Source organism: Crenalkalicoccus roseus (assembly GCF_004761865.1).
Classification (GTDB): domain Bacteria; phylum Pseudomonadota; class Alphaproteobacteria; order Acetobacterales; family Acetobacteraceae; genus Crenalkalicoccus; species Crenalkalicoccus roseus.
This window is the reverse complement of the sequence record NZ_SJDM01000012.1, coordinates 47,006-71,210: the sequence shown is the minus strand read 5'-3', so window position 1 is coordinate 71,210 and position 24,205 is coordinate 47,006. Positions and strand designations below refer to the sequence as shown.

At 74.9% G+C, this 24,205-nt stretch carries 25 protein-coding genes; 19 read left to right on the top strand and 6 right to left on the bottom strand.

Going from position 1 to position 24,205, the window contains the following annotated elements; all coding sequences use genetic code 11:
- The first annotated feature begins 2 nt into the window (after positions 1-2).
- The 5 genes from ET526_RS11030 (at position 3) to terL (ending at position 6,551) form a co-directional block, all read left to right on the top strand.
- Entirely contained in the window at positions 3-1,886 is a 1,884-nt protein-coding gene (locus tag ET526_RS11030) for a hypothetical protein (protein ID WP_135467749.1), read from the top strand.
- On the top strand, positions 1,886-2,326 hold the full coding sequence (locus tag ET526_RS11025; RefSeq protein ID WP_135467748.1) for a hypothetical protein: 441 nt from the start codon (positions 1,886-1,888) through the stop codon (positions 2,324-2,326). Before ET526_RS11030 ends, ET526_RS11025 begins: the two co-directional genes overlap by 1 nt.
- 94 nt (positions 2,327-2,420) lie before the next feature.
- Entirely contained in the window at positions 2,421-4,733 is a 2,313-nt protein-coding gene (locus tag ET526_RS11020; protein WP_135467747.1) for a glycosyl hydrolase family 28-related protein, read from the top strand.
- Positions 4,734-4,804: 71 nt separating this feature from the next.
- Entirely contained in the window at positions 4,805-5,113 is a 309-nt protein-coding gene (locus ET526_RS11015) for a hypothetical protein (RefSeq protein ID WP_135467746.1), read from the top strand.
- On the top strand, positions 5,097-6,551 hold the full coding sequence (gene terL / locus ET526_RS11010) for a phage terminase large subunit (protein ID WP_135467745.1): 1,455 nt from the start codon (positions 5,097-5,099) through the stop codon (positions 6,549-6,551). Before ET526_RS11015 ends, terL begins: the two co-directional genes overlap by 17 nt.
- A 52-nt stretch (positions 6,552-6,603) precedes the next feature.
- Here terL and ET526_RS11005 read toward each other — a convergent pair whose 3' ends face one another.
- On the bottom strand, positions 6,604-6,825 hold the full coding sequence (locus tag ET526_RS11005) for a hypothetical protein (RefSeq protein ID WP_135467744.1): 222 nt from the start codon (positions 6,823-6,825) through the stop codon (positions 6,604-6,606).
- Between the two features lie 83 nt (positions 6,826-6,908).
- Here ET526_RS11005 and ET526_RS11000 point away from each other — a divergent pair, with 83 nt between their 5' ends.
- From ET526_RS11000 to ET526_RS10990, 3 genes are all read left to right on the top strand, one after another.
- Positions 6,909-7,238, top strand: a complete 330-nt coding sequence (locus tag ET526_RS11000) for a hypothetical protein (RefSeq protein WP_135467743.1) — start codon at positions 6,909-6,911, stop codon at positions 7,236-7,238.
- Entirely contained in the window at positions 7,235-7,768 is a 534-nt protein-coding gene (locus tag ET526_RS10995; RefSeq protein WP_135467742.1) for a cell wall hydrolase, read from the top strand. Before ET526_RS11000 ends, ET526_RS10995 begins: the two co-directional genes overlap by 4 nt.
- A 64-nt stretch (positions 7,769-7,832) precedes the next feature.
- Entirely contained in the window at positions 7,833-9,602 is a 1,770-nt protein-coding gene (locus tag ET526_RS10990; protein WP_135467741.1) for a hypothetical protein, read from the top strand.
- 19 nt (positions 9,603-9,621) lie between these two features.
- On the opposite strand, the gene pip is transcribed toward ET526_RS10990, so the two are convergent.
- Positions 9,622-10,575 (bottom strand): prolyl aminopeptidase, encoded by a 954-nt coding sequence (pip, locus tag ET526_RS10985; protein WP_135467740.1) that lies wholly within the window; start codon positions 10,573-10,575, stop codon positions 9,622-9,624.
- Positions 10,576-10,675: 100 nt separating this feature from the next.
- Between pip and ET526_RS10980 the strand changes: the two genes are divergently transcribed.
- The 7 genes from ET526_RS10980 to rfbC all read left to right on the top strand — a co-directional run bounded on the left by ET526_RS10980 (position 10,676) and on the right by rfbC (position 16,764).
- The gene (locus ET526_RS10980) at positions 10,676-11,431 is read left to right on the top strand and encodes a hypothetical protein (protein ID WP_135467739.1); all 756 of its coding nucleotides are present in this window, start codon (positions 10,676-10,678) and stop codon (positions 11,429-11,431) included.
- Positions 11,432-11,504: 73 nt separating this feature from the next.
- Positions 11,505-12,476: a metal ABC transporter solute-binding protein, Zn/Mn family gene (locus ET526_RS10975; protein ID WP_135467738.1), complete on the top strand. Its 972-nt coding sequence runs from the start codon at positions 11,505-11,507 to the stop codon at positions 12,474-12,476.
- Positions 12,473-13,669, top strand: coding sequence for a hypothetical protein (locus ET526_RS10970; RefSeq protein WP_135467737.1), 1,197 nt, complete (start codon positions 12,473-12,475; stop codon positions 13,667-13,669). Before ET526_RS10975 ends, ET526_RS10970 begins: the two co-directional genes overlap by 4 nt.
- 79 nt (positions 13,670-13,748) lie before the next feature.
- Positions 13,749-14,468, top strand: coding sequence for a deoxyribonuclease V (gene nfi, locus ET526_RS10965; RefSeq protein ID WP_135467736.1), 720 nt, complete (start codon positions 13,749-13,751; stop codon positions 14,466-14,468).
- 75 nt (positions 14,469-14,543) lie between these two features.
- Positions 14,544-14,912, top strand: coding sequence for a DUF423 domain-containing protein (locus ET526_RS22005; RefSeq protein ID WP_240048360.1), 369 nt, complete (start codon positions 14,544-14,546; stop codon positions 14,910-14,912).
- Positions 14,909-15,826 carry an SAM-dependent methyltransferase gene (locus tag ET526_RS10960; RefSeq protein ID WP_240048359.1) on the top strand — a complete coding sequence of 306 codons (918 nt, stop codon included), beginning with the start codon at positions 14,909-14,911 and terminating at the stop codon, positions 15,824-15,826. The genes ET526_RS22005 and ET526_RS10960 overlap by 4 nt, the downstream gene beginning before the upstream one ends.
- A gap of 371 nt (positions 15,827-16,197) precedes the next feature.
- Entirely contained in the window at positions 16,198-16,764 is a 567-nt protein-coding gene (gene rfbC / locus ET526_RS10955; RefSeq protein ID WP_135467734.1) for a dTDP-4-dehydrorhamnose 3,5-epimerase, read from the top strand.
- Positions 16,765-16,922: 158 nt separating this feature from the next.
- Here rfbC and ET526_RS10950 read toward each other — a convergent pair whose 3' ends face one another.
- From ET526_RS10950 to folK, 3 genes are all read right to left on the bottom strand, one after another.
- Positions 16,923-17,687, bottom strand: a complete 765-nt coding sequence (locus tag ET526_RS10950) for an arginyltransferase (RefSeq protein WP_135467733.1) — start codon at positions 17,685-17,687, stop codon at positions 16,923-16,925.
- Positions 17,688-17,801: 114 nt separating this feature from the next.
- Complete coding sequence (locus ET526_RS10945; protein ID WP_135467732.1) at positions 17,802-18,848, bottom strand: LLM class flavin-dependent oxidoreductase; 1,047 nt, start codon at positions 18,846-18,848, stop codon at positions 17,802-17,804.
- Between the two features lie 63 nt (positions 18,849-18,911).
- Positions 18,912-19,436 carry a 2-amino-4-hydroxy-6-hydroxymethyldihydropteridine diphosphokinase gene (gene folK / locus ET526_RS10940; protein ID WP_135467731.1) on the bottom strand — a complete coding sequence of 175 codons (525 nt, stop codon included), beginning with the start codon at positions 19,434-19,436 and terminating at the stop codon, positions 18,912-18,914.
- A 28-nt stretch (positions 19,437-19,464) separates the two neighbouring features.
- Here folK and ET526_RS10935 point away from each other — a divergent pair, with 28 nt between their 5' ends.
- Together ET526_RS10935 and ET526_RS10930 are read left to right on the top strand one after the other, a co-directional pair.
- Entirely contained in the window at positions 19,465-20,118 is a 654-nt protein-coding gene (locus tag ET526_RS10935; protein WP_135467730.1) for a LabA-like NYN domain-containing protein, read from the top strand.
- Positions 20,115-20,780 carry a uracil-DNA glycosylase gene (locus ET526_RS10930; protein ID WP_135467729.1) on the top strand — a complete coding sequence of 222 codons (666 nt, stop codon included), beginning with the start codon at positions 20,115-20,117 and terminating at the stop codon, positions 20,778-20,780. The genes ET526_RS10935 and ET526_RS10930 overlap by 4 nt, the downstream gene beginning before the upstream one ends.
- Here the strand turns inward: ET526_RS10930 and ET526_RS10925 are convergent.
- Entirely contained in the window at positions 20,771-21,895 is a 1,125-nt protein-coding gene (locus tag ET526_RS10925; RefSeq protein WP_135467728.1) for an amidinotransferase, read from the bottom strand. The two genes, ET526_RS10930 and ET526_RS10925, sit on opposite strands and share 10 nt — an antisense overlap.
- A gap of 382 nt (positions 21,896-22,277) precedes the next feature.
- On the opposite strand from ET526_RS10925, the gene ET526_RS10920 reads away from it, so the two are divergent.
- Entirely contained in the window at positions 22,278-23,225 is a 948-nt protein-coding gene (locus ET526_RS10920) for an ABC transporter permease (protein WP_135467727.1), read from the top strand.
- Positions 23,226-23,238: 13 nt separating this feature from the next.
- Positions 23,239-24,153: an ABC transporter permease gene (locus tag ET526_RS10915; protein ID WP_135467726.1), complete on the top strand. Its 915-nt coding sequence runs from the start codon at positions 23,239-23,241 to the stop codon at positions 24,151-24,153.
- Positions 24,154-24,205: the final 52 nt, after the last annotated feature.

Below are 24,205 nucleotides of genomic sequence, written 5' to 3'. Positions count from 1 at the left end.
CCATGGCGCAGTCCCGCACGCTCAAGACCAGCTTCACCGCAGGAGAGCTGGCGCCGGAGCTGCTCGGCCGGCCTGACCTGCGCGCCTGGGCGAACGGCGCGCGGCGCCTGCGCAACGTCTTCATCCAGCCGACCGGCGGCGTGACGCGCCGGCCCGGGCTGCGCCACGTCGCGATGCTGCCGGGGCCCGCGCGGCTGATCCCCTTCGAGTTCAACACCGAGCAGACCTATCTGCTGGTGCTGACCGCCGGGGCGATGCGCGTCTTCGTCGGCGACGCCGAGGTGGCGCAGCTCGCCGGACCCTGGACCGAGGCGATGCTGCCCCAGCTCGCCTGGACGCAGAGCGCCGACACGCTGCTGCTGGTGCACCCGGAGATGCCGCCGCAGCGCATCACCCGCACCGGCCATGCCGACTGGCAGGTCGCGCCCTGGAGCTTCCTGCGCGAGCCGAGCTTCCGCTTCGCCCCGCCCGAGGTGACGCTGACGCCGGGGGGTACGAGCGGGGTCATCACGCTCCTCGCCTCGGCGCCGGTGTTCCAGCCGGGCCATGCCGGCCAGCCCTTCCGCATCGCCGGCAGGCGCGTGCGCATCAGCGGCGTGGGCTCGCCCGTCGCCGCCACCGCGGTGGTGGAGGAGGGGCCGCTCGAGAGCGCGGCGCCGACCACGATGTGGGAGGAGCCTGCCTTCTCCCCCGTGCGCGGCTGGCCGGTGACGCTGTGCTTCCACCAGGACCGGCTGGTGATCGGCGGCTCGCGCGACCTGCCGAACCGGCTGTGGCTGTCGCGCTCGGGCGACCTGTTCAACTTCGACCTCGGCACCGGGCTCGACGACGAGGCGATCGAGTTCGGCCTGGTCTCCGACCAGGTGAACGCGATCCGAGGCCTGTTCTCGGGCCAGCACCTGCAGGTCTTCACCTCGGGGGCGGAGTGGATGGTGAGCGGCATGCCGCTGACGCCCGGCAGCATCCAGCTCCATCGCCAGACGCGCATCGGCTCTCCGGTCGCGCGCATGGTGCCGCCGGTGGACGTGGACGGCGCCACCATCTTCGTCGCCCGCAGCGGCCGCAGCGTCCACGAGTTCGTCTACACCGACCTGCAGCAGGCCTACCAGGCCAACGACCTCGCCCTGGTGGCGCGGCATCTGGTCCGTGACCCGGTGGCGCTCTGCTACGACCAGGTCCGCCGGCTGCTGCACGTGGCGATGGCGGACGGCTCCCTGGCGACGCTGACGCTCTACCGCGCCGAGGAGGTCACCGCCTGGACGCGGCAGGAGACCGACGGTGCCTTCCGCGCCCTGGCCGAGATCGAGGGCCAGGTCTGGGCCGCGGTCGAGCGCGACGGCACCATGCGGCTCGAGCGCTTCGACGAGGCGCTGGCGACCGACGCCGCGCTGACCGGCGCCGCCGCCGCGCCGCGGGAGCGCTGGAGCGGCCTCTCCCATCTCGAAGGGCGGGAGGTGACGGTGGTGGCGGACGGCGCGCCGCATGGCGGCGCCACCGTCTCGGGTGGCGCGGTCACGCTCGACCCGCCGGCGCGGGAGGTGCAGGTGGGCCTCGGCTTCCGCCATGTCGTCGAGCCGCTGCCGCCCGACCTCGCCACCGCGATCGGGGTGCGCGCGGCGCCGCTGCGCCTCGTCTCCGTCACCTTCCGGCTGCTGGAGACGGGCTCGCTCGCGGTGGATCTCGGCCACGGCCCGAACCCGGTGCCGTTCCGCCGGCTCGACACGCCGCTGCTCGACTCCGCGCCGGGCCGCTTCACCGGCGACGTGCGGCTGCGCGCGCTCGGCTGGCGGCGCGACGCCCTCGCCTCGCTCTGGCGGATCGAGGACGCGACGCCGCTGCCCATGACCCTGCTTTCCGTCACCACCGAGACGAGGATCACCGACTGATGGGAGCACTTGCCTCTTTCGCCACCGTGCTGGGCGCCGGCGCGAGCCTCTACGGCACCGTGCGCCAGGCGCAGGCGCAGAGCGCGATGAGCCGCGCCCAGGCCGAGATCGCGAAGTCCCAGGAGGAGGCGCGCCAGCAGGAGCTGCTGGCGCAGCGCGAGGCCGAGCGGGCATCGCGGCAGCAGACGCTCTCCCGCACCGTGGCCGCGGCCCGCGCGCGCCTCGCCGCCTCCGGCGTCGCGCCGGATGACGGCAGTGCCGGCGCGCTTACCGCCGGCTTCGAGCGCGTGGCCGCGGAGGCGGAGGGCGCGAGCGAGGAGGCGCTGCGCGCGCGCCTCGCGCGCGGCCGCGCCAGCCTGCTGAATCCGGACGGCACGCTCACCGCGATGCTGCAGTCCGGTCGCAGCTTCGGCGCGCTGGCGAGAAGCCTTCTGGATTAGCCGGCCGCGCAACCGGTCGCCCCACCGACCCCGGTTGCGCGGCCGAAGGGGGCATGGCCCCCCCCAGCCCCCCTTTCGGGAGTTCCAGCGAGCGATGGACGAGCACATCCGCATCGGCGACGTCGCGCCGCGAGTGCAGTACGTGGCCGACGGCGTACAGACCGACTTCTCCTTCCCCTTCCCGATCTTCGAGGCCGCGAATCTCGAGGTGCGCATCGGCGAGCTGGTGCAGCAGACGGGCTTCGCCATCCTCGGCGCCGGCGCCTCGGGCGGCGGCCTGGTGCGCTTCGACCAGCCGCCGGAGGCGGGGCGGCGCGTGACGCTGCGCCGCAACCTGGTGGTGGCGCGCACCAGCGACTTCCAGGAGAACGGCATCCTCCGCAGCCGCGTGCTGAACGACGAGCTGGACTACCAGGTCGCCGCGCTGCAGGAGGTGAAGGAGGAGCTCTCCGCCACCCTGCGCCTCGCGCCCTCCGAGGTCGGGTCGCTGGCGCCGCTGCCGTCGCGCGAGGTGCGGGCGAACCGGCTGATCGGCTTCGACAGCGTCGGCGGCCTCGCGGTGTTCGAGCGCGGGGAGGGGCTGCTGACCGCGCCCTTCCCGGGCGGCGTGCCGCGCACGGTCGAGGACAAGCTCGGCGAGCGGCTCTCGGCGCGCGACTTCGGCGCGGTCGGGGACGGCGTGACGGACGACGGGCCGGCGCTGCAGGCGGCGATGCACGCGGCCGCGGCCAGCGGCAAGGTGCTGGAGATCGGCGAGGGCACCTTCCGCACCACCATGGGCCTGACGCTGCTCAGCGCCGCCGCCGGCCTCGCCATGCGCGGCACCATCCTCTACGACGGGCCGCCGGGCCGCACCGCGCTGGCGATCGGCGACGGCGGCGCCATCCGCGCCCAGGCGCGGCGCTACACCGGCCTCAGCGTGGTGCGCGCGGCGCAGAGCGACTGGACCGACGAGGCCGACATCGGCATCCAGCTCCGCAACATAGACGCCTGCCATGTCGAGATCCGCCGCGCCGAGCGCTTCACCATCGGCGTGCAGGTGGTGGGCGACCAGCTCGGCGCCGAGGACAGCGAGCTGTTCTACGGCCGGCTGATCGACAACCGCATCGGGCTCGATCTGCGTACCCTGACCGCTGCGGGCTGGTGCAACAGCCTGCGCCACCATGGCGGGCACTTCGCCTGCAGCTCCGCCACCAACCCGACGAAGGCGCGCTTCGGCGTGCGCTTCTCCAACGCCCCTGGCGCCTACGACCGGCACAACGCGCACCTGTTCCTCGGCCCGGCCTTCGAGCTGCAGCGCCAGGGCACGCCGGGCACGGTGGACGCCATCCCCTTCCTGCTGGAGGCGGCGGACGGGCGCGGGTTGACGGCGCTCGGCATCCGCATGGAGCAGTGCTCGCCCTACGTCGCGCGCCACACCGGCGGCTTCAACGACGCGGTGTACGAGGTGAGCTTCGTCGGCACCTACGGCTTCCTCGGCTGCGACATCCACTACCCGCCGGGGGCGACGCGCGCCGGCGGCACCGTCATTCCCCGCCACCAGGCGGCGGCGGCGATCGGCACGCCGCGCCTGATCGCCGCGGCGGAGAGCGTGCGCGCCCGCGCCTTCCGCTGGAGGGCGGGGGAGACTGGATTCGAGGGGATGGCGGTGCTGTCGGGCAATCCGGCGGGGCCGCCCGGCACGCTGAACGGCTTCTGCTTCCCGGGCCTGCCCGACATCGGGCTGAACGCCGACAGCGTCACCCTGCCCACCTCGCGCGCCCTCGCCTTCGTGGTGGATGCGGAGCGGTGCAAGGAGTTCTTCCTCGCCGCCGAGGGGACCGACCTGCGCCCCGTGGTGATGCAGTTCGGCGCGACGGAGATCGTGCTCGGGCCGGAGGCGCCGGCGCTGCTGTCCAACATGAACATCACCTGGGCCGGCGCCCCGGCCTTCTGGTGGGAGGGCAACGCCAACCTCGACAGCCTGACCGGCGGGCTGGCGCTGAACCGGCTGCAGCGGGTGACGCTGCATCCCGCCTGCCGCTACGCCGTGATCGGCGTGCGCGGCGGCTCGGCCGGCGCCACCCTGCGGGCGCTGCGCCTCTACGGCCCGGCGCAGCACGCGCCGGCGGTGCTGGCCGGCGGCGGGCGGCGCTGGGGCACGCGGGAGCTCGCCACCACCGCCGCGCTCACCCCGCCCCCGATCGCCGCCGGCGGATCCTTCGCCCACACCGTGCCGCTGCCGGATGCGGCGCCCGGCGACTTCGCGCAGGCCGCCTGGTCGAACGCGACCCTGCTGCCCTTCCTCGCGCAGGTCAACGCCACCGCGCCCGCCAGCGTCAGCCTGCGCATCTGGAACCCGACCGGTGCAGCGGTGGAGCTGGCGCCGGGCACGGCCTTCCTGCGCGTCGTCAAACCCAAGCTCTAGGAGAACCGCATGAGCAAGGAGTTCCCGCGGGCGGCAGAGGCGCCGGTGCGGTCCGGCGGGGCGGTGGCGCGATGAGGAGGCGCGCGCGGCCGCCGCTCGAGAGCACCGACTTCGCCGCCGCCGCCCGCCGCGTGCTGGCCGATTACGAGGGGTTCGTCGCCGCCTCGGCCGAGGCGGGCGACGCCGCCGACGCCCGCGCCTTCGCCGCCCGCCACGCCGCGGCGCGCGCGGCGCTCGCGCATCTCGAGCAGCTCCTCAAGCTCGCCGGCGACGGCGGGCGGGAGGAGGAGGTGCAGGACATCGCGCACTGCCTCGGCGAGACCCGCCGGCAGATCGCGGCGCTGGCGGAGGAGGAGGCGGCGGATGACGAGGGCGGCTGAGGCCGGCTTCCTGGAGTTCGTCTGGTCCTGGAACGCCCTGCAGGGGCAGGCGACGCCCGCCGTGCACCGGCGCGTCGCGCGCTGGCTGGAGGCGCGGCGCGAGGCCGGCGACCGGCGGCTGCTGCTGATGGCGTTCCGCGGCTGCGGCAAGTCCACCCTGGTCGGGCTCTACTGCGCCTGGTGGCTGCTGCGCGAGCCGGAGGCGCGCATCCTGGTGCTCGCCGCCGAGCAGACGCTGGCGGTGAAGATGGTGGCGACGGTGCGCCGCATCCTGGAGCGGCACCCGCTCTGCCGGCACCTGCTGCCGGAGGGGCCGGACTCCTGGGCGATGGACCGCTTCACCGTCGCCCGCCGCACGGTGCTGCGCGATCCCTCCATGCTGGCGCAGGGCCTGGCCGGCAACATCACCGGCGCGCGGGCGGAGCTGATCGTCTGCGACGACGTCGAGGTGGCCGGGAATTGCGACACGCCGGGCAAGCGCGCCGAGCTGCGCGAGCGGCTGCGCGAGACCGAGTTCGTGCTGACCCCGGGCGGCACCATCCTCTACGTCGGCACGCCGCACTGCGCGGAGAGCCTCTACCTGCATCCCGCGCAGGGCGAGGCCTTCCTCGCCGGCTACCGGCGCCTCGTCGTGCCGCTGCTCGACGCGGCGGGGCGCAGCGCCTGGCCGGAGCGCTTCCCGCCCGAGGCGGTGGCGGCGCTGCGCGCGCGCGTCGGACCGCTGCACTTCGCGCGGCAGATGCAGCTCCAGCCGGTGGAGGAGCGGGCGGCGCGGCTCGATCCGGCGCTGATCGTGCGCTACGCCGAGCAGCCGGAGTACCGGGAGGCAGGCGGACGCCCGCAGCTCTGGCTGCTCGGCCGGCGCCTGGTCTCGGGCGGCGGCTTCTGGGACCCGGCCTATGGGCGCCCGGCGGCGCGCGGCGAGGCGGGCGACGGTTCCGTCCTCGCCTGCTGCTACGCGGACGGGGAGGGCAACCACTACCTGCACCGCATCGCCTGGCTGCGGCACGACCCGGACGGCGCCGACGACCCGGCGACGCAGCAGTGCCGCGCCGTCGCCGCCATCGCGCGCGAGCTGATGCTGCCCGTGGTGCGCGTCGAGACCAACGGGATCGGCCGCTTCCTGCCCGCCCTGCTCAGGCGGGAGATGGCGCGCGCCGGCGCCGCCTGCGCCGTGGTGGAGCATGCGAGCCGCCGGGCGAAGGCGGAGCGCATCCTCGCCGCGCTCGATCCCGCCCTCGCCGCCCGCCGCCTGCACGCGCATGAGGGGGTGTTCCGCACCCCCTTCCCGCAGGAGATGGCCGCCTGGCGGCCGGAGGCGGCGGGCGGCCGGGACGACGCGCTGGACGCGCTGGCCGGCTGCCTGCTGGCCGAGCCGGTGCGCCTGCCCGGCGCGCCCGCCGTGCCGCGCCACGCCGCCTGGCATGGGGCGGGATGAGCGCCGCGGCCGGGGGGCGCCCAGCGCCGCCTCCGGCCGTCCGCGATCCGCCCTACGCCGCCGGCCGGCGCAGGATCTCCCGCGCGTGCCGGTCCTCGCCGGCCGCGGTGGCGACGAAGCGTCCATCCTCGCGCCGCCGCGCCAGACCCATGCCCTGCAGCCGCTTCAGGCAGGGCTCGTCCTGCAGCCCCTCCGGACGGCCGATCGCGCCCACCAGCATCAGCCGGTGCAGCGCCGATCGGCAGCAGGTCTCGAGATAGGGCTCGTTCCACATCGCAACCGTTCCATCCCGCGCGGACCGCCCGAGAGGGTGGGGCCGCCGCCGGGGGCCTGCAAGGAGGCCATGAGGAGGCAAGCATGCAGATCGAACCCACCTGGTGGATCACGGCGGTGGAGGCGCCGATCGTCGGCGCCCTGTTCTGGATGATCCACGGCCTGCGCCGCGACCTGCACGAGCGCATGGAGCGGGCCGACCAGCGGGAGAGCGAGGCCGTCGCCCGCACCCGCGAGGATCTGGCGGAGTTCAAGCTGGAAGTGGCGCGCACCTACGTGCCCCTCTCGCTGATCCGCGAGGTGGACCGCCGGCTCTCGGCGCAGCTCCTGCGCATCGAGGAGAAGCTCGAGGCGGTGAACCGCGCCGCCGCCAGCCGCCCGCGCGCCGGCCTCGGCCTGGGAGACGAGCGGTGAGGCGCGCGGCGGGCGCGCCGGCGGCGGAGACCCTGGCGCTCACCCTCTGGGCCGAGGCCGGCACGCGGCCGGTGCGGGCGATCGAGGCCCTGGCCGCGCTCGTGGTGAACCGCGCCAAGCTGGCGGCCGAGGCGGCGGCGGCGCGGCTGCGCTTCGCCCCGCCCTGGCGGGGCGCGCCCGCCTCCGGCGCCTGGCCCGGCCTGATCGGGCCGGTGTGCCGCGCGCCCTTCCTCTTCGCCTGCTGGAACCCCCGCCATCCGCGCCATGCCGCGCTGGGCACGGTGCCGGAGGGGGATGCGGCGCTCGCCATCTGCCGCCGCGTCGCCGCGCGTGCCGTCGCGGGCAGCCTGCCCGACCCGACGGGTGGGGCGACGCACTGGCATGAGGCGGGATCGCTGCCGGGCTGGGCGCTGACCCTGGCGCCCACCGCCGAGATCGGCGGCCTGGTGTTCTACCGGCCGGAGGCGCCGCCGCGGCGGGGGAGGGCGCGCCGCGCGGCGCCGGCCCCCGTGCCCCTGGCCGTGCTGTAACCGTTCCGGCTTGGCGGCTCCCGCCTTCCCCCCTAGGCTGGGCGCAACAGGACCGGGAGGAAGGATGTCCATCAGGAAAGGCGTGCGGCGGCATGCCGTGCTCGTGGTCGCCCTGCTGGCGCCGGCTCTTCCCGCGCAGGCCCAGCTCGCCCGGCCGGGCTGCCCCGCCCTCGCCGCCTGGGCGGAGGGTTTCGACCGCGCCGCGCGCTGGCGGCCGAACGATCTCGGCGGCCGCGACCGCTTCCACCCGCTGTTCGCGGCGCCGCGCACCGCCGCCCTATTCGGCAAGCCGGTGCTGTCCTGGACGCCGGAGGAGGCGCAGGCGCTTGCCCCCCTTCTCGCCGAATGCGCCGAGGCGGCGCGCCGCGGCAACCGGCGCGAGACGCAGGCGGCGCTGAACGCGCTGCGCCTGCAGGCCGCGCGGGAGGTGCCCACCTACCTCTCCGCCCTGGCCGAGGCGCGCGCCGCGGCGCCGCGCGCCCTTGCCGAACTCGGGGAGGCGCCGGCCTCGCCGCCCCTGCTGCGCCTCCACGCGGCGCTGGCCGGGATCGGCACCGAGGAGGGGGCCTTCGCGCGCGCCGGACAGGCCGCCGGGCTCCTCGCCGGCCCGGCCCAGGCCGCGGCCCGCACCCTGCTCGGCGCCCTGCGCGACCTGCCGGAGGAGGAAGGGCGGCAGGCCCTCCGCCCGGCGGCGGCGCGCCTCCCCGCGCTCCGCGAGGCGGTGCGGGACGGGCTGGTGGCGGAGATCGCGCGGGCCGAGCCCTCCGCCGCCGGGCTGCGCGCCCTCGACCGTCAGGCGCAGCAGACGGCGCAGGACCACGCCCCGGTCCTCGGGGCGGAAGCGACGCGGGCGGTGGAGGCGGCGATCGCCGCGCGCCGCGCCGAGATCGGCGCCGCCCTCCGCGACGGGATGCTGCGCGAGGTGCGGGCGGCGCCGCTTTCTCCCGAGGGGGCGCAGGCGCTCGACCGTTTCCGCCGGCAGGCGCTGCCGTCCCAGGCGGCGGCGATCGGCGCGGAGGGGGTGCAGGCGGTGGAGGCGGCGATCGCCGCGCGCCGCGCCGAGATCGGCGCCGCCCTCCGCGACGGGCTGCTCGGCACGATCGCGCGCCTGCCGCCCGACCTCTCCTCGCTGCAGATGCTGCGGGGAATGGCCTCCCAGGTGCCGCCGCACCTGCTCGACCTGGCCGGGGTGGAGGGGGTGCGGGCCGTGCAGCAGGCGGCGGAGGCGCGCCGCGCCGCACTGGCCGGCATGGTGGCGGAGCGGCTGGCGCAGGAGATCGCCGCCGTCCCACCCAATGCCGAGGCCTTCGGCCGGCTCGACCGGCTTGCCGCGGAGGGAGTGCTGCGGCTGCTGGAGCCGGAGGGCGCCGGCCGGGTGCAGGAGGCCGCCGCCGCGCGCCGCCGGTCGGTGGCGGAGGCGCTGCTGCCGGCCTTCCGCCGCGAGCTTGCGGCCCTGCCGCAGACCGAGGAGGGCATGGCGGCGATAGACGACCTCCTGCTGCCCGGCATCGCCGCCTGGCCGGCCTCGGCCGCCGCCGAGAAGGCGCAGTTCGCCGAGCTGGCCGGGGCGCACCGCGCCGTCATCCTGGCCGCGATCGAGCGTGCCGAGGCGGGACCGCTGCGCGGGCGGATCTATGAGGGGGAGCTGCTGCGCATCGAGTTCGTGGACCGCTCGCGGGTGGTGGTGACGCCGACGGGCGGGGTGCCCGCCGCCGGCACCTACACCGAGGAGGGCAACCGGGTCTTCGTGACGGTGAACGCCCTCTCCACCGTGTTCTCGCGCGAGGGCAGGCGCCTGGTCGGCGGCCCGCTGGCCTTGCGGCGGGTGCGCTGAACTCCGGGAAGGGGGCGCCCTACGCCCCCCGCCGCCGGAACCGCTCCACCGCGCCGACCAGCGCCGTGCGCACGCCGGGCTCGAGCGCCGAGTGGCCGGCATCCGGCACCACCGTCAGCCGGGCCCGCGGCCAGGCGGCGGCGAGTTCGAAGGCGGTCTCCGGCGGGCAGACCATGTCGTAGCGGCCCTGCACGATCTCGGCCGGGATGTGGGCGATGCGCCCCATGCGGCCGAGCAGCCCCTCGGGCGGCAGGAACAGGTCGTTGGCGAAGTACCAGGCCTCGATCCGGGCGAGGCCGAGGGCGGTACGGTCCTGGGCGAAGCTCGCCACCGTGTCCGGGCTCGGCAGCAGGGTGGAGCAGGAGCCCTCGTACTGGCTCCAGGCCCGCGCCGCCGGCAGGTGCACCATCGGGTCGGGGTCGCAGAGGCGGCGGAGGTAGGAGCCGAGCAGGTCGCTCCGCTCCTCGGGCGGCAGGTGCTCGACGAATTGCGCCCAGGCATCGGGGAAGACGCGGCGCAGGCCGTGGAGGAACCAGTCCACCTCGCTGCGGCGGCCGAGGAACACGCCGCGCAGCACGCAGCCGGTGACGCGGTTCGGGTGTTCCTGCGCGTAGGCGAGGGCGAGGGTGCTGCCCCAGCTGCCGCCGAACAGCAGCCAGCGCTCGATGCCGAGGAAGCGGCGCAGCGCCTCGATGTCGGCGACGAGGTGGGGGGTGGAGTTCTCGCGCAGCTCGCCGAGGGGGCGGGAACGGCCGGCGCCGCGCTGGTCGAAGATCACCACGCGCCAGTGGCCGGGGTCGAAGAAGCGCCGATGCACCGCGCCGGCCCCGGCGCCCGGGCCCCCGTGCAGGAACAGCACCGGCTGCCCGCGCGGGTTGCCCACCTGCTCCCAGTACATCACGTGGCCGCCCGACAGGGGCAGCAGGCCGGTCTCATAGGGTGCGATATCGGGGAACAGGTCGCCGCGGGGCATCGGCCTATTTTCCCCAGCCGGCCGGCTTCGGGCAACACGCTGCTGCGCGGCCCCTCATCCCCCCTTCGCCTTTCCGGCCGCTGCGCCTACCTTTGGCACGATGCCCGCTCCGTCCTCCGCCAGCTCCCGCCCCAACGCGGCCGACCCGCAGCCGGTCTGCGCCGTCTGCGGCACCGGCAGCCGGCAGGTGCCGTTCCGGCCGATGCCGCCCGAGCAGGCGCCGGATCTCGATCTCCGCCCCGGCGAGCCGGTGCGCAGCAGCATGGCCCGCTGGCTGCAGCAATGCCCCTCCTGCGGCTACGCGGCGCCGGACATCGCCAAGGCGCACCCGGCCGCGGCGCAGGCGGTGGCGGCGGCGCCCTTCCGCGCCCTGCTGGCCGAGACCGGCCACCCGCCGCTGGCCCGCCGCTTCCTCGCCTGGGCGCATGTGCTGGAGGAGACCGGGGCGCTGCACGCCGCCGCCGAGGCGACGCTGCAGGCCGCCTGGGTGGCCGACGATCTCGGCCGCGCCGACCTCGCCCGGCAATGGCGGCTGGAGGCGGTGGCGCTGTGGCGCGCCGGCCCGCCGCTCGATCCGGAGCAGACGGTGCGTGTGGTGGACGCGCTGCGCCGGGCCGAGGCCTGGGACGATGCCGCGGCGACGGCCGAGGCGCTGCGCCGCTCCAACCCGCCGGAGGCGGTGGCGCAGGTGATCGGCCTCGAGATCCGCCTGATCGCGGCGCGGGATGCCGGGCGCCATACCGTGGCCACCGCCCTGCCGCCGCCGGCCAGGCGGCCGCATGTGACGCATCAGCGCCTGTCCGAGCGCGGCGAATCCCTGCTCGACCGCCTCCGCCGCTGGCTGCGCGGGGGGTGAGCCCCTCTCGGGGGAGGTTGCCGTTTTTCCGGGGGCTGGTAGTGTTATAGTATAACATCACGGGAGCCGCCCGATGCGCCGCCGCCTCCTGCTTGCCCTCCCGCTCGCCGCCCTCGCCCCCCGCGCCGCCGCGGGCCAGACCGGCGGCGCCGTGCCGGTCGTCGCCTCCTTCAGCATCCTCGGCGACATGGTCCGCCAGCTCGGCGGCGAGAGGCTGGCGCTGCGCGTCATCGCCGGGCCGGATGTGGACGCCCACAGCTTCCAGCCCCGCCCCTCGGATGCCGAGGCGATCCGCGGCGCGGCGCTGCTGGTCAGGAACGGCCTCGGCTTCGATGCCTGGTTCGACCGCCTCGCCCGCGCCGCCGCGCCCGGGGCGCGGATGGTGACGGCGACCGAGGGGATCACGCCCCGCACCATGGAGGGGCATCACCACCACGGGCACGGCCATGCCCACGACCACGGCCATGCCGGCACGGAGCGGCGGCGCCAGCACGCCGTGCCGCCGCGCCGGGTAGCCGACCCCCATGCCTGGCAGGACCTCCGGCTCGGGCAGGCCTATGTGCGCACCATCGCCGAGGGGCTGGCCGCCGCCGACCCGGCCGGCGCCGAGGCCTACCGCCGCAACGCCGCCGCCTATCTCGGGCGCCTCGCCGCGCTCGACGCCTGGGTGCGCGAGCAGATCGCCACCGTGCCGCCGGCGCGGCGCAAGGTGGTCACCAGCCACGACGCCTTCGGCTATTTCGGCGAGGCCTATGGCGTCGAGTTCCTGGCGCCGCAGGGCGTCTCCACCGCCGCCGAGCCCTCGGCGGCCGAGGTGGCGCGGCTGATCCGCCAGGTGCGGGCCGAGGGCATCACCGCCGTCTTCGTGGAGAACATGGCGAGCCCCGCCGCGCTGGAGCGCCTGGCGCGGGAGGCGGGGGTGCGGGTGCGCGGCCGGCTCTACGCCGACGCGCTGTCGCCGCCCGACGGCCCGGCGCCGACTTACGAGGCGATGTTCCGCCACAATGTCGGGCTGATGGTGCCGGCGATGCGGGGAGAGGCGTGAGGATCCGCGCGGCAGGGTGGGGCGCGCTCGCCGCGCTGGCGCTTGCCGCGGCGCCGGCGGCGGCGCGGGAGGAGGGGGCGGCGGCCGCCTTCCCGCAGATCGCCGGCGAGATCGACATGGGGCTGTTCGGCATCGGCACCTTCCGCGCCGGCGACCGGGAGCGCCGCGGCAGCACCACCTTCCTGTTCGGCGAGATGGCGGCGGGGCTGCACCTTTCGCCGCGCTTCTCGCTCCAGGGCCTGCTGAAATTCGAGCCGGCGGGGGAGGTGGAGCCCGGCGGCACCCACACCTTCCTCCGCCACCAGGCCGCCTTCCTGAAGGCGCTGTACCTCGACTGGCGGCCGCACGACCGGCTCGGCCTCTTCGCCGGCAAGTTCGGCGCGCCCTTCGGCTATGGCCACCACGACTTCCCCGGCGTGCTCACCGCGTTCCGGGCGCACGAGACCTATGCAGTGGACGAGGCGCTCGGCTTCGGCGCCACCTGGACCTGGCTCGCCGATCCGCGCTTCGGCGAGCACGACATCTCCGCCGCGGTCTTCACCCTCGACACCACGCCGCTGTCCAACACCGTCCTCACCCGCCGCCGCTGCTGCGAGGAGGGGTTCGACCGCTTCCGGCGCAACACGCTGCACCAGGGCGGGGCGGGGAACACCGGGCGCCTCGACAACCTCGCCATCGCGCTCGACGGCGAGCGCATGCCGTTCCTGCCGAATGTCAGCTACCACCTGGCGCTGCTCTCGCGCGGGCCCGGCAAGGACGGCACGCGGCGCGAATGGGGCTTCGCCGTCGGCGCACGCTACGAGGTGCGCTGGACGGCGGAGCTGCGCACGCTGTTCTTCGGCGAGCACGTGGAGTTCCGCAACGCCGACGGCAGGCCGCTGGCCGAGCCGCACGGCCACGAGGCCGAGGCGGCCGCTGCCCCGCTACGCGAGACGCGGCGCTTCTCCACCCTCGGCGCGCAGACCAGCCACGGGCCCTGGCGCGCCACCCTCGCCTGGCAGCGGGACGAGCGGAAGCGTTCCTTCAACACGCTACCGACCGAGAACCACCTGGAGATCTCGGTCGGGCGGTCGCTGGGATGGGGCTTCGGCCTGGATGCCGGCTACCAGTACGCGCGCTACGCGCGGGAGGACGGCACGGCAGGGCATTCCAGCGCCCTGATCGGCCGGCTCGGCTTCCGGCGGGAGTTCTGAGGGCGGGGGCAACCCGCGCCGCTGCCGGCCGTTGCGCGGGGGCCTTGCGCAAGGCCCCCTCCCGCGACAGGCAGCGCCGATGCCGCCCGCCACCGCCATCCCACCCGAATGGCTGCGCCCGCCCGATCTTGCCGCGGCGCGGGCGGCGCAGGCGGCGCTGGCGGCGCGGGTGATCCGGCAGGACGCGCACGGCCCGGTGCGGCTGCTCGGCGGGGTGGACATCAGCAGCAACCGCTTCGACCCCGAGGACATGGTCTATGCCGCCGTGGTCGTGCTCTCCCTGCCCGACCTCGCCGTGGTGGGGCAGGCCGTGGCGGCGGCGCGCGCCGCCATGCCCTACATCCCGGGCTTCCTCGGCTTCCGCGAGGTGCCGGCGCTGCTCGAGGCGTGGGAGGGGCTGGCGGTGAAGCCCGACCTCGTCCTGGTGGACGGGCACGGCATCGCGCATCCGCGCGGCCTCGGCATCGCCGCGCATCTCGGCGTGCTGCTCGACGTGCCGAGCATCGGCGTCGCCAAGTCGCTGCTGGTCGGCGCGCCGGCCTGGCCGGTGGGAGAGGCGCCGGGCGCCGAGGCGCCGATCCTGTGGCGCGGCGAGCGCCTCGGCACCGCGCTGCGCACCCGCCGGGGGTCCCGCCCGCTCTACCTCTCGGTCGGCCATCGCGTCTCCGAGGCGGCGGCGGTGGCCTGGGTGCGCCGCGCCGGCGCCGGCTACCGCCTGCCGGAGCCGACGCGGCGGGCGCATGAGGCGGCGAACGCCTTCCGGCGGCGCCGGATGGCGGCGGGCCAGGCCGGCGCCTGATCCGCGCCGCCGCCGGCGCCGGAATGAGGATCCGGCCGTGCTGGCCCGGCCACGCCCCGCGCGGTAAGGAGGCGCATGCACCGCCTCTGGATCGCCCTCGGCGCCCTGCTCGGCCTCGGCGCCGTCGCGCTCTCCGCCTGGGCCGCGCACGCGGCGCCGCGCCTGCTCGACCCGGCGCGGCTGGAGGCGCTCGGCAACGGCATCACCATGCAGGGCTGGCACGCCCTGGCGCTGCTCGGCACCGGGCTGTGGGCGGAGCGGCGCGGCGGCCGGCTGCCGCACGGGGCCGCCGCCTGCTTCGCGCTTGGCGCGCTGCTGTTCTGCGGCGCCGTCTATGCCGCGGCGGTGGCGGGGGTCTCGCTCGGGCCGGTGGCGCCGACTGGCGGCGTGCTGATGATGGCGGGGTGGGCGCTGCTGTTCCTCTCCGCCGCCCGCCGGCGGTGAGCGAAGCGCCGGTTGCCGCCGCCTATCTCGCCGCGGAAGGCTTCGAGGCGGAGGTGGCGGAGGAGCTGCGCCGCGCCGGGCGCCGCGTCGCCGCCTGGCACGGGCGCCTCGCCCTCTCCCCGGATCCGCCCGCACCCTGCGCCTGGGCGCTCGACATCTGGACCGCGCCGGTGGAGCTGCCCGCGCCCTCGGTGAAGGCGGCGGCGGACGCGCTGCGCGCCATCCAGCGCAATTGGAGCCTCTACGCCGCCGCGCACCACCGCCGCGCGGCGCTGATCGAGGCCAGGCTGCCGCCGGTGAAGGCCCGCCCGCTGGTCTTCCCCGAACCGCCGCCCGCCTCGCATCTCGGCGCCTGGACGCTGCTCGCCCCCGACCGGCTGCTGGCGAGCCCCACCAAGTCCAGCCCCTTCGTCGGCGGCGCGCCGCGCTTCGTCGAGGACCGCGAAGGCCCGCCCTCGCGCGCCTATCTGAAGCTGTGGGAGGCGCTGACCCGCCTCGGCCGCTGGCCGGCGCCGGGCGAGACCTGCCTCGACCTCGGCGCCGCGCCGGGCGGGTGGAGCTGGGCGCTGGCGCGGCTCGGCGCGCGCGTGACGGCGGTGGACAAGGCACCACTCGATCCGGCGGTGGCCGCCCTGCCCGGCGTGACCTGGCGGCGGGAGAGCGCCTTCGCCCTCGACCCGCGGCGGGAGGCGCCGGTGGACTGGCTGTTCAGCGACGTGATCTGCTACCCGGCGCGGCTGCTCGCCCTGGTGCGGCGCTGGATCGAGGCCGGGACGGCGCGGCGCCTGGTCTGCACCATCAAGTTCCAGGGCGCGACCGACCACGACGCGGCGGCGCAATTCGCCGCCATTCCCGGCGCCGTGCTGTTCCACGGGGCGTACAACCGGCACGAGCTGACCTTCGCCCGGCTCTAGAGTGGATCGCGGACGGCCGGAAACGGCCGGGAGCGTGACTCTGCTCCACAAACACTGGGCTGAAGCCGTTTCCGCGTTCATGGCCGAGTGGAAACGGCTCTAGGACGGACCCCGTTCGGGGGGCCTCACCGGCACGGGTGAAGAGGCTCGCACGACCAGCGGGCCAGGGCATGTGCCGCGATCCGCCGGCGCGGATCGCGCCACAGGGCCGTCTCCGCCCGGCGCCGGGGCCGCAACGGCTTCAATGTCTTTTCATTTCCTGCGCCACGCGCCCCCCGCCATGGTCAGGGACCAGACTTCGGAACCGGGACGCCCATGCCCGACGACCAGCCAGCCCCCTCCCGCCTCCGTCCCGCGCGGAGCCGCCGCCCGTGATCTTCCACGAGACGCCGGTGCGGGGCGCCTTCCTCATCGAGCCGCAGAAGCGGGAGGACGAGCGCGGCTTCTTCGCCCGCGTGTTCTGCGAGCGCGAATTCGCCGCCGCCGGGCTGGAGACGCGCTTCGTGCAGGCGAACAACTCCCTGACCGGCCGCCGCCTCACCCTGCGCGGCATGCACTACCAGCTTCCGCCGGCGGCGGAGGTGAAGCTGGTGCGCTGCGTCGGCGGCGCGCTCTACGACGTGGTGGTGGATCTGCGGCCGGACAGCCCGAGCTTCGGCCGCTGGTTCGGCGCCGAGCTGAGCGCCGCGAACCGCCTGATGATGTACGTCCCGCGCGGCTGCGCGCACGGCTTCGTCACGCTGGCCGAGGACACCGAGGCGCTCTACCTGGTCAGCGCCTTCTACGCCCCGGAGCAGGAGCGGGGCCTGCGCTACGACGACCCCTGGATGGGGATCGAATGGCCGGTGGCGCCGCAGGACCTCTCCGCCAAGGATGCCGGCTGGCCGGCCTTCGACGCCGGGTTCCACGGCATCGAGCGAATGCGCGGCCTGCTCTGACGCGCCGCGCTCCGGCGGGCCGCCCGCCGGAGCGGATCGCGGAGGCCTGGAAACAGCCGGGAGTGCGACCCTGCTCCACGAACGATGACCCAGAGCCGTTTCCGCACCCGCGGCCAGGGGGAAACGGCCCCGGCAGGGCGGGCCGCACCCCCGGGCCCTCAGGCGGCGGTCTCCGGCAGCGCGGCCTGCGGCGCCTCCGCCGCTTCGTCCAGCGGGCGCCAGGCGCCGGCGATCAGGATCTCGCTCGGGCGGAAGCGGCTCTTGTAGGACATCTTGCGGCTGTCGGGCACCCAGTAGCCGAGATAGACGAAGGGCAGCCCCAGCGCCTGCGCCCGCGCCACCAGCCAGAGGATCGCCCAGGTGCCGAGGGAGCGCCGCGCCTCCGCCGGGTCGAAGAAGGAATAGACGGCGGACAGCCCGTCCGACAGCCAGTCGGTCAGACAGGCGCCGAGCAGCCGGTCCCGGCCGTCGCGGAACTCCACCACGCCGGTGGTGATCGGGGTGTCCTCGATCATGGCGCGGTAGTCGTAGAAGCCCATCGCCGCCATGTCCCCCTCGCCGTGCCGCGCCTGCTGGTAGCGCTGGAACAGGGCGAACTGCTCGGCGGTGGCGCGCGCCGGCGCCTCGCGCACGCCGAGATCGGCGTTGATGCGCTGCAGCTTGCGCTGGGCCCGGTTCGGCTCGAAGGCGCCGGCCAGGATGCGGATGGGAATGCAGGCGTTGCAGCCGGGGCAGACCGGCGAATAGGCGATGTTGTGGCTGCGGCGGAACCCGGCGCGGGAGAGGCGGTCGTGCAGCGCTTCGGCCTCGGGACCGGAGAGTTCGGTCACGATCTTCCGCTCCGTCCGGCCCGGCAGGTAGGGGCAGGGCAGCGGCGCGGTCGTGTAGAAGAACTGCGGTCGGCGAGTCGGGCGGTGCAACATGTATCGTGACAGTTTTGGCGGTGTGGGCCCGGGAATCAACCGCTGGCGTGCGGTGCGGTTCTCTCCGGCCGGAGCGGCTGTCGCGGAGGTGTGGCGGGGCCGCGCCTTCCCCTTCTACTCCGCCGCCGCAAGGGACGAGTCCCGGGACAGGCCGAAGGCCTCCGCGAGCAGCGCATAGCTGCGCTGCCGCGCCAGCGGGTCGTGGCACGCCGTCAGCACCGCCACCTCGGCCGCCCCAAGCTCCCGCGCCAGGGCCTCGAGCCTCGCCCGCACCTGTTCCGGCGCGCCGAGGATGGCGCGGGCGCGCAGCCGCTCCACCCATGCCCGCTCCGCCTCGGTGTAGGGGTAGGCCTCGGCCTCCTCCACGCTCGGCAGGGGCGGGTAGCGGCCGCTGTCGCGGTGGAGGCGCCACAGCGCACGCGAGCGGAACAGCCGCTCCGCCTCCGCCTCCGTCTCCGCGGCCAGGGCGAAGACGCCGATCGCCGCGTGCGGCGCCGCCAGCCTGCCGGGGCGGCCGGGATGCGGGCGGAAGGCCTGGCGGTACAGCGCCAGTGCCTCCGCCGCGCCATGGCCGTCGGTGATGAAGTGGGCGAAGCAGTAGGGCAGGCCGAAATGCGCCGCGACCTGCGCCCCGTAGTCGCTGCTGCCGAGGATCCACACCTCCGGCCGCGTCGGCCCCTCGGGCTGGGCGCGGACGGCGCGGAAGGGATGGCTCTCCGGCAGGCCGTCGCCGAGCCAGCCGAGCAGCTCCATCACCTGGGCGGGAAAGCGCTCCGCCGCCTCCGCGGCGTTGGGATTGAGGGCGAAGGCGGTCCGCCCGTCCGAGCCGGGGGCGCGGCCGAGGCCGAGATCGATCCGCCCCGGCGCGATCGCCTCCGCCACCCGGAACTGCTCGGCCACCTTCAGCGCTGAGTAGTGCGGCAGCATCACCCCCGCGGTGCCGACACGGATGCGCCGCGTGGTGGCCGCGATCGCCGCCACCAGCATCTCCGGCGCCGCCCCGGCATGGGCTTCCGAATTGTGGTGCTCGGCCAGCCAGTAGCGGCGGTAGCCCCAGGCATCGGCCAGGCGGGCGAGCGCCAGCGTCTCCCGGATCGCCTGGTCGGCGCCGCGGCCGGAGGCGATCGTGGACTGGTCGAGGATGGAAAGGCCAGGCGTCATGGCGTGTTCCGGGTCGGGTCCCGCGCACCCTATCGGCCGCGGCGCCACGGTCCAAGCCGCGCCTCAGGCCGCGAGCGGGCGCAGGGCGGGGCCGGGGAGGGCGGCCAGCAGCGCCTCCACGCTCTGCCCGAGCACGGGGTGGCGCCAGCCTGGAGCGACATCGGCCAGAGGCTGCAGCACGAAGCGGCGCAGATGTGCGCGCGGATGCGGCAGCACCGGATCCGGCGCCGGCCGCACCAGCCCGCCGAGCGCGATCAGGTCGAGGTCCAGGCTGCGCGGCGCGTTGGGGAAGGGGCGGCTGCGCCCGGCCTCCGCCTCGATCGCATGCAGCGCCCGCAGCAGGGCCGCCGGATCCCACGCCGCGCCCTCGAGCCGGGCGAGGCCGTTGACGAAGGCGGGCGCGCCCGGCATGGGCGGCTCGGGATCGGAGCGGTACCAGGGCGAAAGGGCGACGAGGCGCAGGCCCGGCAGCGCGGCCAGCGCCCGGGCGGCGCGCCGGCAGGTTTCGAGGGGCGGGGCGCCGTCGGGTCCCGGAAGATTCGCCCCGATCGCCACGAGGGCGACATTTTCATCCTTACTGTCGCGCATTTTTTACGATAACAGGACGGATATGGTCATGGCGCATATTTCAAAGGCCACCCCTTTGCACTCCGAACGCATCGAGCGGCTCGCCCTCTTCATCGACGGTGCCAACCTCTACGCCGCCTCCCGCACGCTGGGCTTCGACGTGGACTACAAGAACCTGCTGGCGCATTTCCGCCGTCAGGGCTACCTGATCCGCGCCTACTACTACACCGCGCTGCTGGAGACGGAGGAGTACTCGCCGCTGCGGCCGCTGGTGGACTGGCTCGGCTACAACGGCTACGCGGTGGTGACCAAGCCGGCGAAGGAGTTCACCGACGCCACCGGCCGCCGCCGCGTCAAGGGCAGCGTGGACATCGAGATGGCGGTGGACGTGCTCGACCTCGCCTCCCGCCTCGATCATGCCGTGATCTTCTCCGGCGATGGCGACCTTCGCCGCCTGGTGGAGGCGGTGCAGCGCCGCGGCGTGCGCGTCACCGTCGTCTCCACCATCCGCACCCAGCCGGCGATGATCGCGGACGAGCTGCGCCGGCAGGCCGATGCCTTCCTCGACCTCGCCGACCTCGCCGAGCATGTGACGCGCCGGCAGGTGGAGCCGCGCCCGCGCACCGCCCCGCCGCGCCCCGCCGCGCCCCGCGCCACCCCGGCCGAGCCCTTCCGCGAGACGGCGGGGGACCTGCCGGAGTGAGTGGCGCCGCGCCGGAGCAGCCGGCGCGGGACTGCCCGCTCTGTCCGCGCCTGGTCGCCTTCCGCGAAGCCAACCGTGCCGCCTGGCCGGACTGGCACAACGCCCCGGTTCCGGCCTGGGGGCCGCTCGAGGCCCCGCTGCTGATCGTCGGCCTCGCCCCCGGCCTGCGCGGGGCGAACCGCACCGGGCGGCCCTTCACCGGCGACTTCGCCGGGCGGTTGCTCTACGGCACGCTGCTGCGCTTCGGCCTCGCCGCCGGCACCTACGGCGAGGATCCGGCGGACGGATTGGCGCTGACCGGCGTCAGGATCGCCAATGCGGTGCGTTGCGTGCCGCCCGAGAACCTGCCCCAGCCGCGCGAGATCGCCACCTGCAACCGCTTCCTGCAGGCGGAGCTCCGCGCCATGCCGCGGCTGCGCGGCGTGCTCGCCCTCGGCGTGGTGGCACATGCGGCGGCGCTGCGCGCGCTCGGGCTGAAGCCCTCGCGCCTGCGCTTCGCCCACGGCGCCCTGCACGAACTGCCCGGCGGGCTGCTGCTGGCCGACAGCTACCATGTCAGCCGCTACAACACCCAGACCGGGCGGCTGACCGCGGCGATGTTCGAGGCGGTGGTGGCGGCGCTGTTGCGCCGCACCGGAGGGGCGGTCCCGCCTCAGCAGTAGCCCTGCAGCGTGCCGCGCCGGCGGATGTCGAGCGTGGCGCAGTGGAAGGCGCCGCCGAACGGGCCGTAGGCGAGGAAGGGGATCGGCATCGGCTCGAAGCCCCATTCGCGCAGCCTGCGGTGCAGGGTGGGCTGGGTGGCGTCCACCACCACCCGCCGCTCGTCGAGGCTCAGCACGTTGATGCTGATCCAGGCGCTGCACATGGTGATGCGCTCGAGGCGCCCCTCCACCGGGTCGGGGCGCGGCGCCACCAGCACCTCCCACTTCTTCAGCACCGGCGGCAGGCGCTCGAGGTCCACGTAGTCGGGGTTGACCATCACCCGCCCGGGCGCGAGCGGGACGAAGCTGCTGTCGATATGCATCGGCTGGCGGCAGGTGGAGACGATCTCGTGCACCCGGATGCCGCGATCGGCGAGGTGGCGGCGCAGCCACTCGATGCCGGCCTGGTTGGTGACGTTGCTGCGCGTCACGAACAGGTCGCGGCCGCAGCGGGCGAAGTCGGCGGCGTCGAACACCGGCTCGAACTCGTTCACCACGTAGCGGAGCGGCTCTCCCGGTGCGGGGATGCGGTAGTCGCGCTCGTAGAGTTCGTCGGTGAGCTGCGGGCGCGGCGCCGCGGTCCAGCGGGCGCCGGCGTGGAAATACTCCTTGAACAGGCGGCGATAGGCGTCGCCCTCGAAGTAGCGGCTGCGCCAGGCCATCGGCGTCTCGATGATCTCGTCGCCGATCACCAGGAAGCCGTCGCGCGGGCAGGCGATGCAGAAGCCGCGCGAGGACCAGGCAGGGGTGCGGAAGCGCCGCGCGTGCGGGATCGGGTCGGGGCGGCGCACCGTGATGCCCTCCCCCTCCAGCAGCCGGATGAAGCCGTCGAGCTGTTCCTGGGCGCGGCGTACCATCCATTTCGGATAGCGCATGCCGGCGGTGAAGCGGTGCAGCCGGCGGGCGAGCGCCGGCATGTTGAAGGTGACGGCGACGTGATGCGGCGGGATCACCGCCCCCTCCAGCCGGCCGACGATCACCTCCTCCAGCGGATCCCACTCGTTCCAGGAGTTGACGGGGCAGGGCTGGCGGAGATCGGCTGCGCCGAGGGCGGCGCCATCCACGTGCTGGTCCATTCCTTTGCGGTCTCCTGGCGGGGGCCGGCGCGCGCGGCGCGGCGGAAGATCCGGGCCCCCTGGCGTTCCTGTAGGGGGCGTACCATCGCCGCTCCGCGCCGCGACGGCAATCGCCCGCGGCCGGCGGCCCGGCACGACCGGGCTTGACAGCGGCGGCCATGGGCAGAACCCTGAGGTTAACGTCCGTACAGAGACGCGTCCGGAAACGGAAGATGCGCCCGCCGCCGGGTCCGGCGGGCCGGACAGGGAGGAGAGGACCGTGCCGAATCGCACCCCAGGCTCCGCCATGGGCGCCGCGCCGCTGCCGTCAGGCCCGGCGCGCCGCTGAGGCGGGCGGCCGCCCGCAGCGCGCCGCAACAGAACCCCCGCGGGGAGGATCGCAGTGCTGTCCTACATCATCCGGCGCTTCCTGCTGATGATCGTGACGCTGTTCGGCATGTCGGTGCTGATCTTCCTGCTGCTCCGGCTGATGCCCGGCAACGTCGCCGACATCCTGTTCGACGCGGGCGGCTACATAGATCCGGCGGAGCGGGCGCAGATCGAGGCGGAACTCGGGCTCGACCAGCCGATCGTCGTGCAGTACGTGAACTGGATCGGCTCGCTGCTGCGCGGCGACCTCGGCTATTCCTACATCACCGAGCGCCCGGCGATCGAGGAGATCGCGCCGCGCATCCCCGTCACCGCGCAGCTCGCCCTGTGGGCGCTGGTGTTCTCGGTGGTGTTCGGGGTGCCGCTCGGCGTGATCAGCGCGGTGCGGCAGAACACCGCGCTCGACTACGTGCTGCGGCTGATCAGCCTCAGCGGCCTGTCCATGCCCTCCTTCTGGCTGGCGCTGCTGATCATCATGTTCACGGTGCAGTACTTCGGCTACATCCCGATCTACACCGCGACGCCGCAGAGCGTGTGGGAGAGCCTGGCGATGTACGCCATACCGGCGGCGGCGGTCGGCTTCCGCAGCTCGGCGCTGATCATGCGCCTCACGCGCTCCTCGATGCTGGAAGTGCTGCGGCAGGACTACATCCGCACCGCGCGCTCCAAGGGCGCGTCCGAGAACGCGGTCAACTACCACCACGCGCTGCGCAACGCCGTGCTGCCGGTGGTCACCATCATCGGCATCGAGGCCGCCTTCCTGATCGGCGGGCTGATCGTGACCGAGACGGTGTTCAACATCCCCGGCGTGGCGCGCTTCCTGGTGGAGTCCATCCTGTGGCGCGACTACCCGATCGTGCAGAACCTGGTGATGTTCATCGCGGTGGTCGTCGTGGTGGTGAATTTCGTCGTGGACATGCTCTACGCGGTGCTCGATCCGCGCATCAAGTACTCGGATTGAGGGGGAAGTCGGAATGTCCTACGCGGGCCCCCAGGCGCAGGCGGTGGATCACGGGGCGGAGCTCGCCCGCGCCGGCGCCCATGTCCAGGGCTGGGGAGGCTCCGTCCTCTACCAGGCGCGGCGGCACCCGCTGGGCGCGCTCGGCCTCCTCATCGTCGCGGCCTTCGTGCTGGTCGCGCTGTTCGCGCCCTTCATCGCCACGCACGACCCCCTGGCCACCAACGCGGCCTCCTCCCTCGCTAGGCCGGGCGGGGAGCACCTGCTCGGCGCCGACTTCATGGGGCGGGACATGTGGAGCCGCATCATCTACGGCGCGCGCATCTCGCTCATCGTCGGCATCGCCTCGACGCTGCTCGGCTGCCTGCTCGGCGTCGCCGTGGGGCTGATCTCCGGCTTCTGGGGCGGGTGGGTGGACCTGGTGACGCAGCGCGTCAACGACGTGCTGCAGGCCCTGCCGCTGCTCGTGCTGGCGCTGGTGATGGCCGCGGCCCTCGGCCCCTCGCTGCAGAACGTGATCATCGCCATCTCGATCCCGGTGATCCCGAACGTGGCGCGCGTGATCCGTTCCAACACGCTGGCGCTGCGCGAGATGCCTTTCGTCGAGGCGGCGCGGGCGCAGGGCATGAGCGAGCTGCGCATCGCCGTGCTGCACGTGCTGCCGAACACGCTGGCGCCGGTGATCGTGCTCGCCACCGCCCAGCTCGGATCGGCCATCCTCACCGAGGCGTCGCTTTCGTTCCTCGGCCTCGGCATCCCGGAGCCCTACCCCTCCTGGGGACGGATGCTCTCGGAATCCGCCGCGGAGTACGTGCGCACGGCGCCCTGGCTGGTGATCTTCCCGGGGCTCGCCATCAGCCTGGTGATCTTCGGGACCAACCTGCTCGGCGACGCGATCCGCGACATACTGGACCCGCGGGAGCGGAGCTGAGGAACCGGGCGGGGGAGGGAGGGAACGGAGTGACCCAGACGGCAGCGGCCCG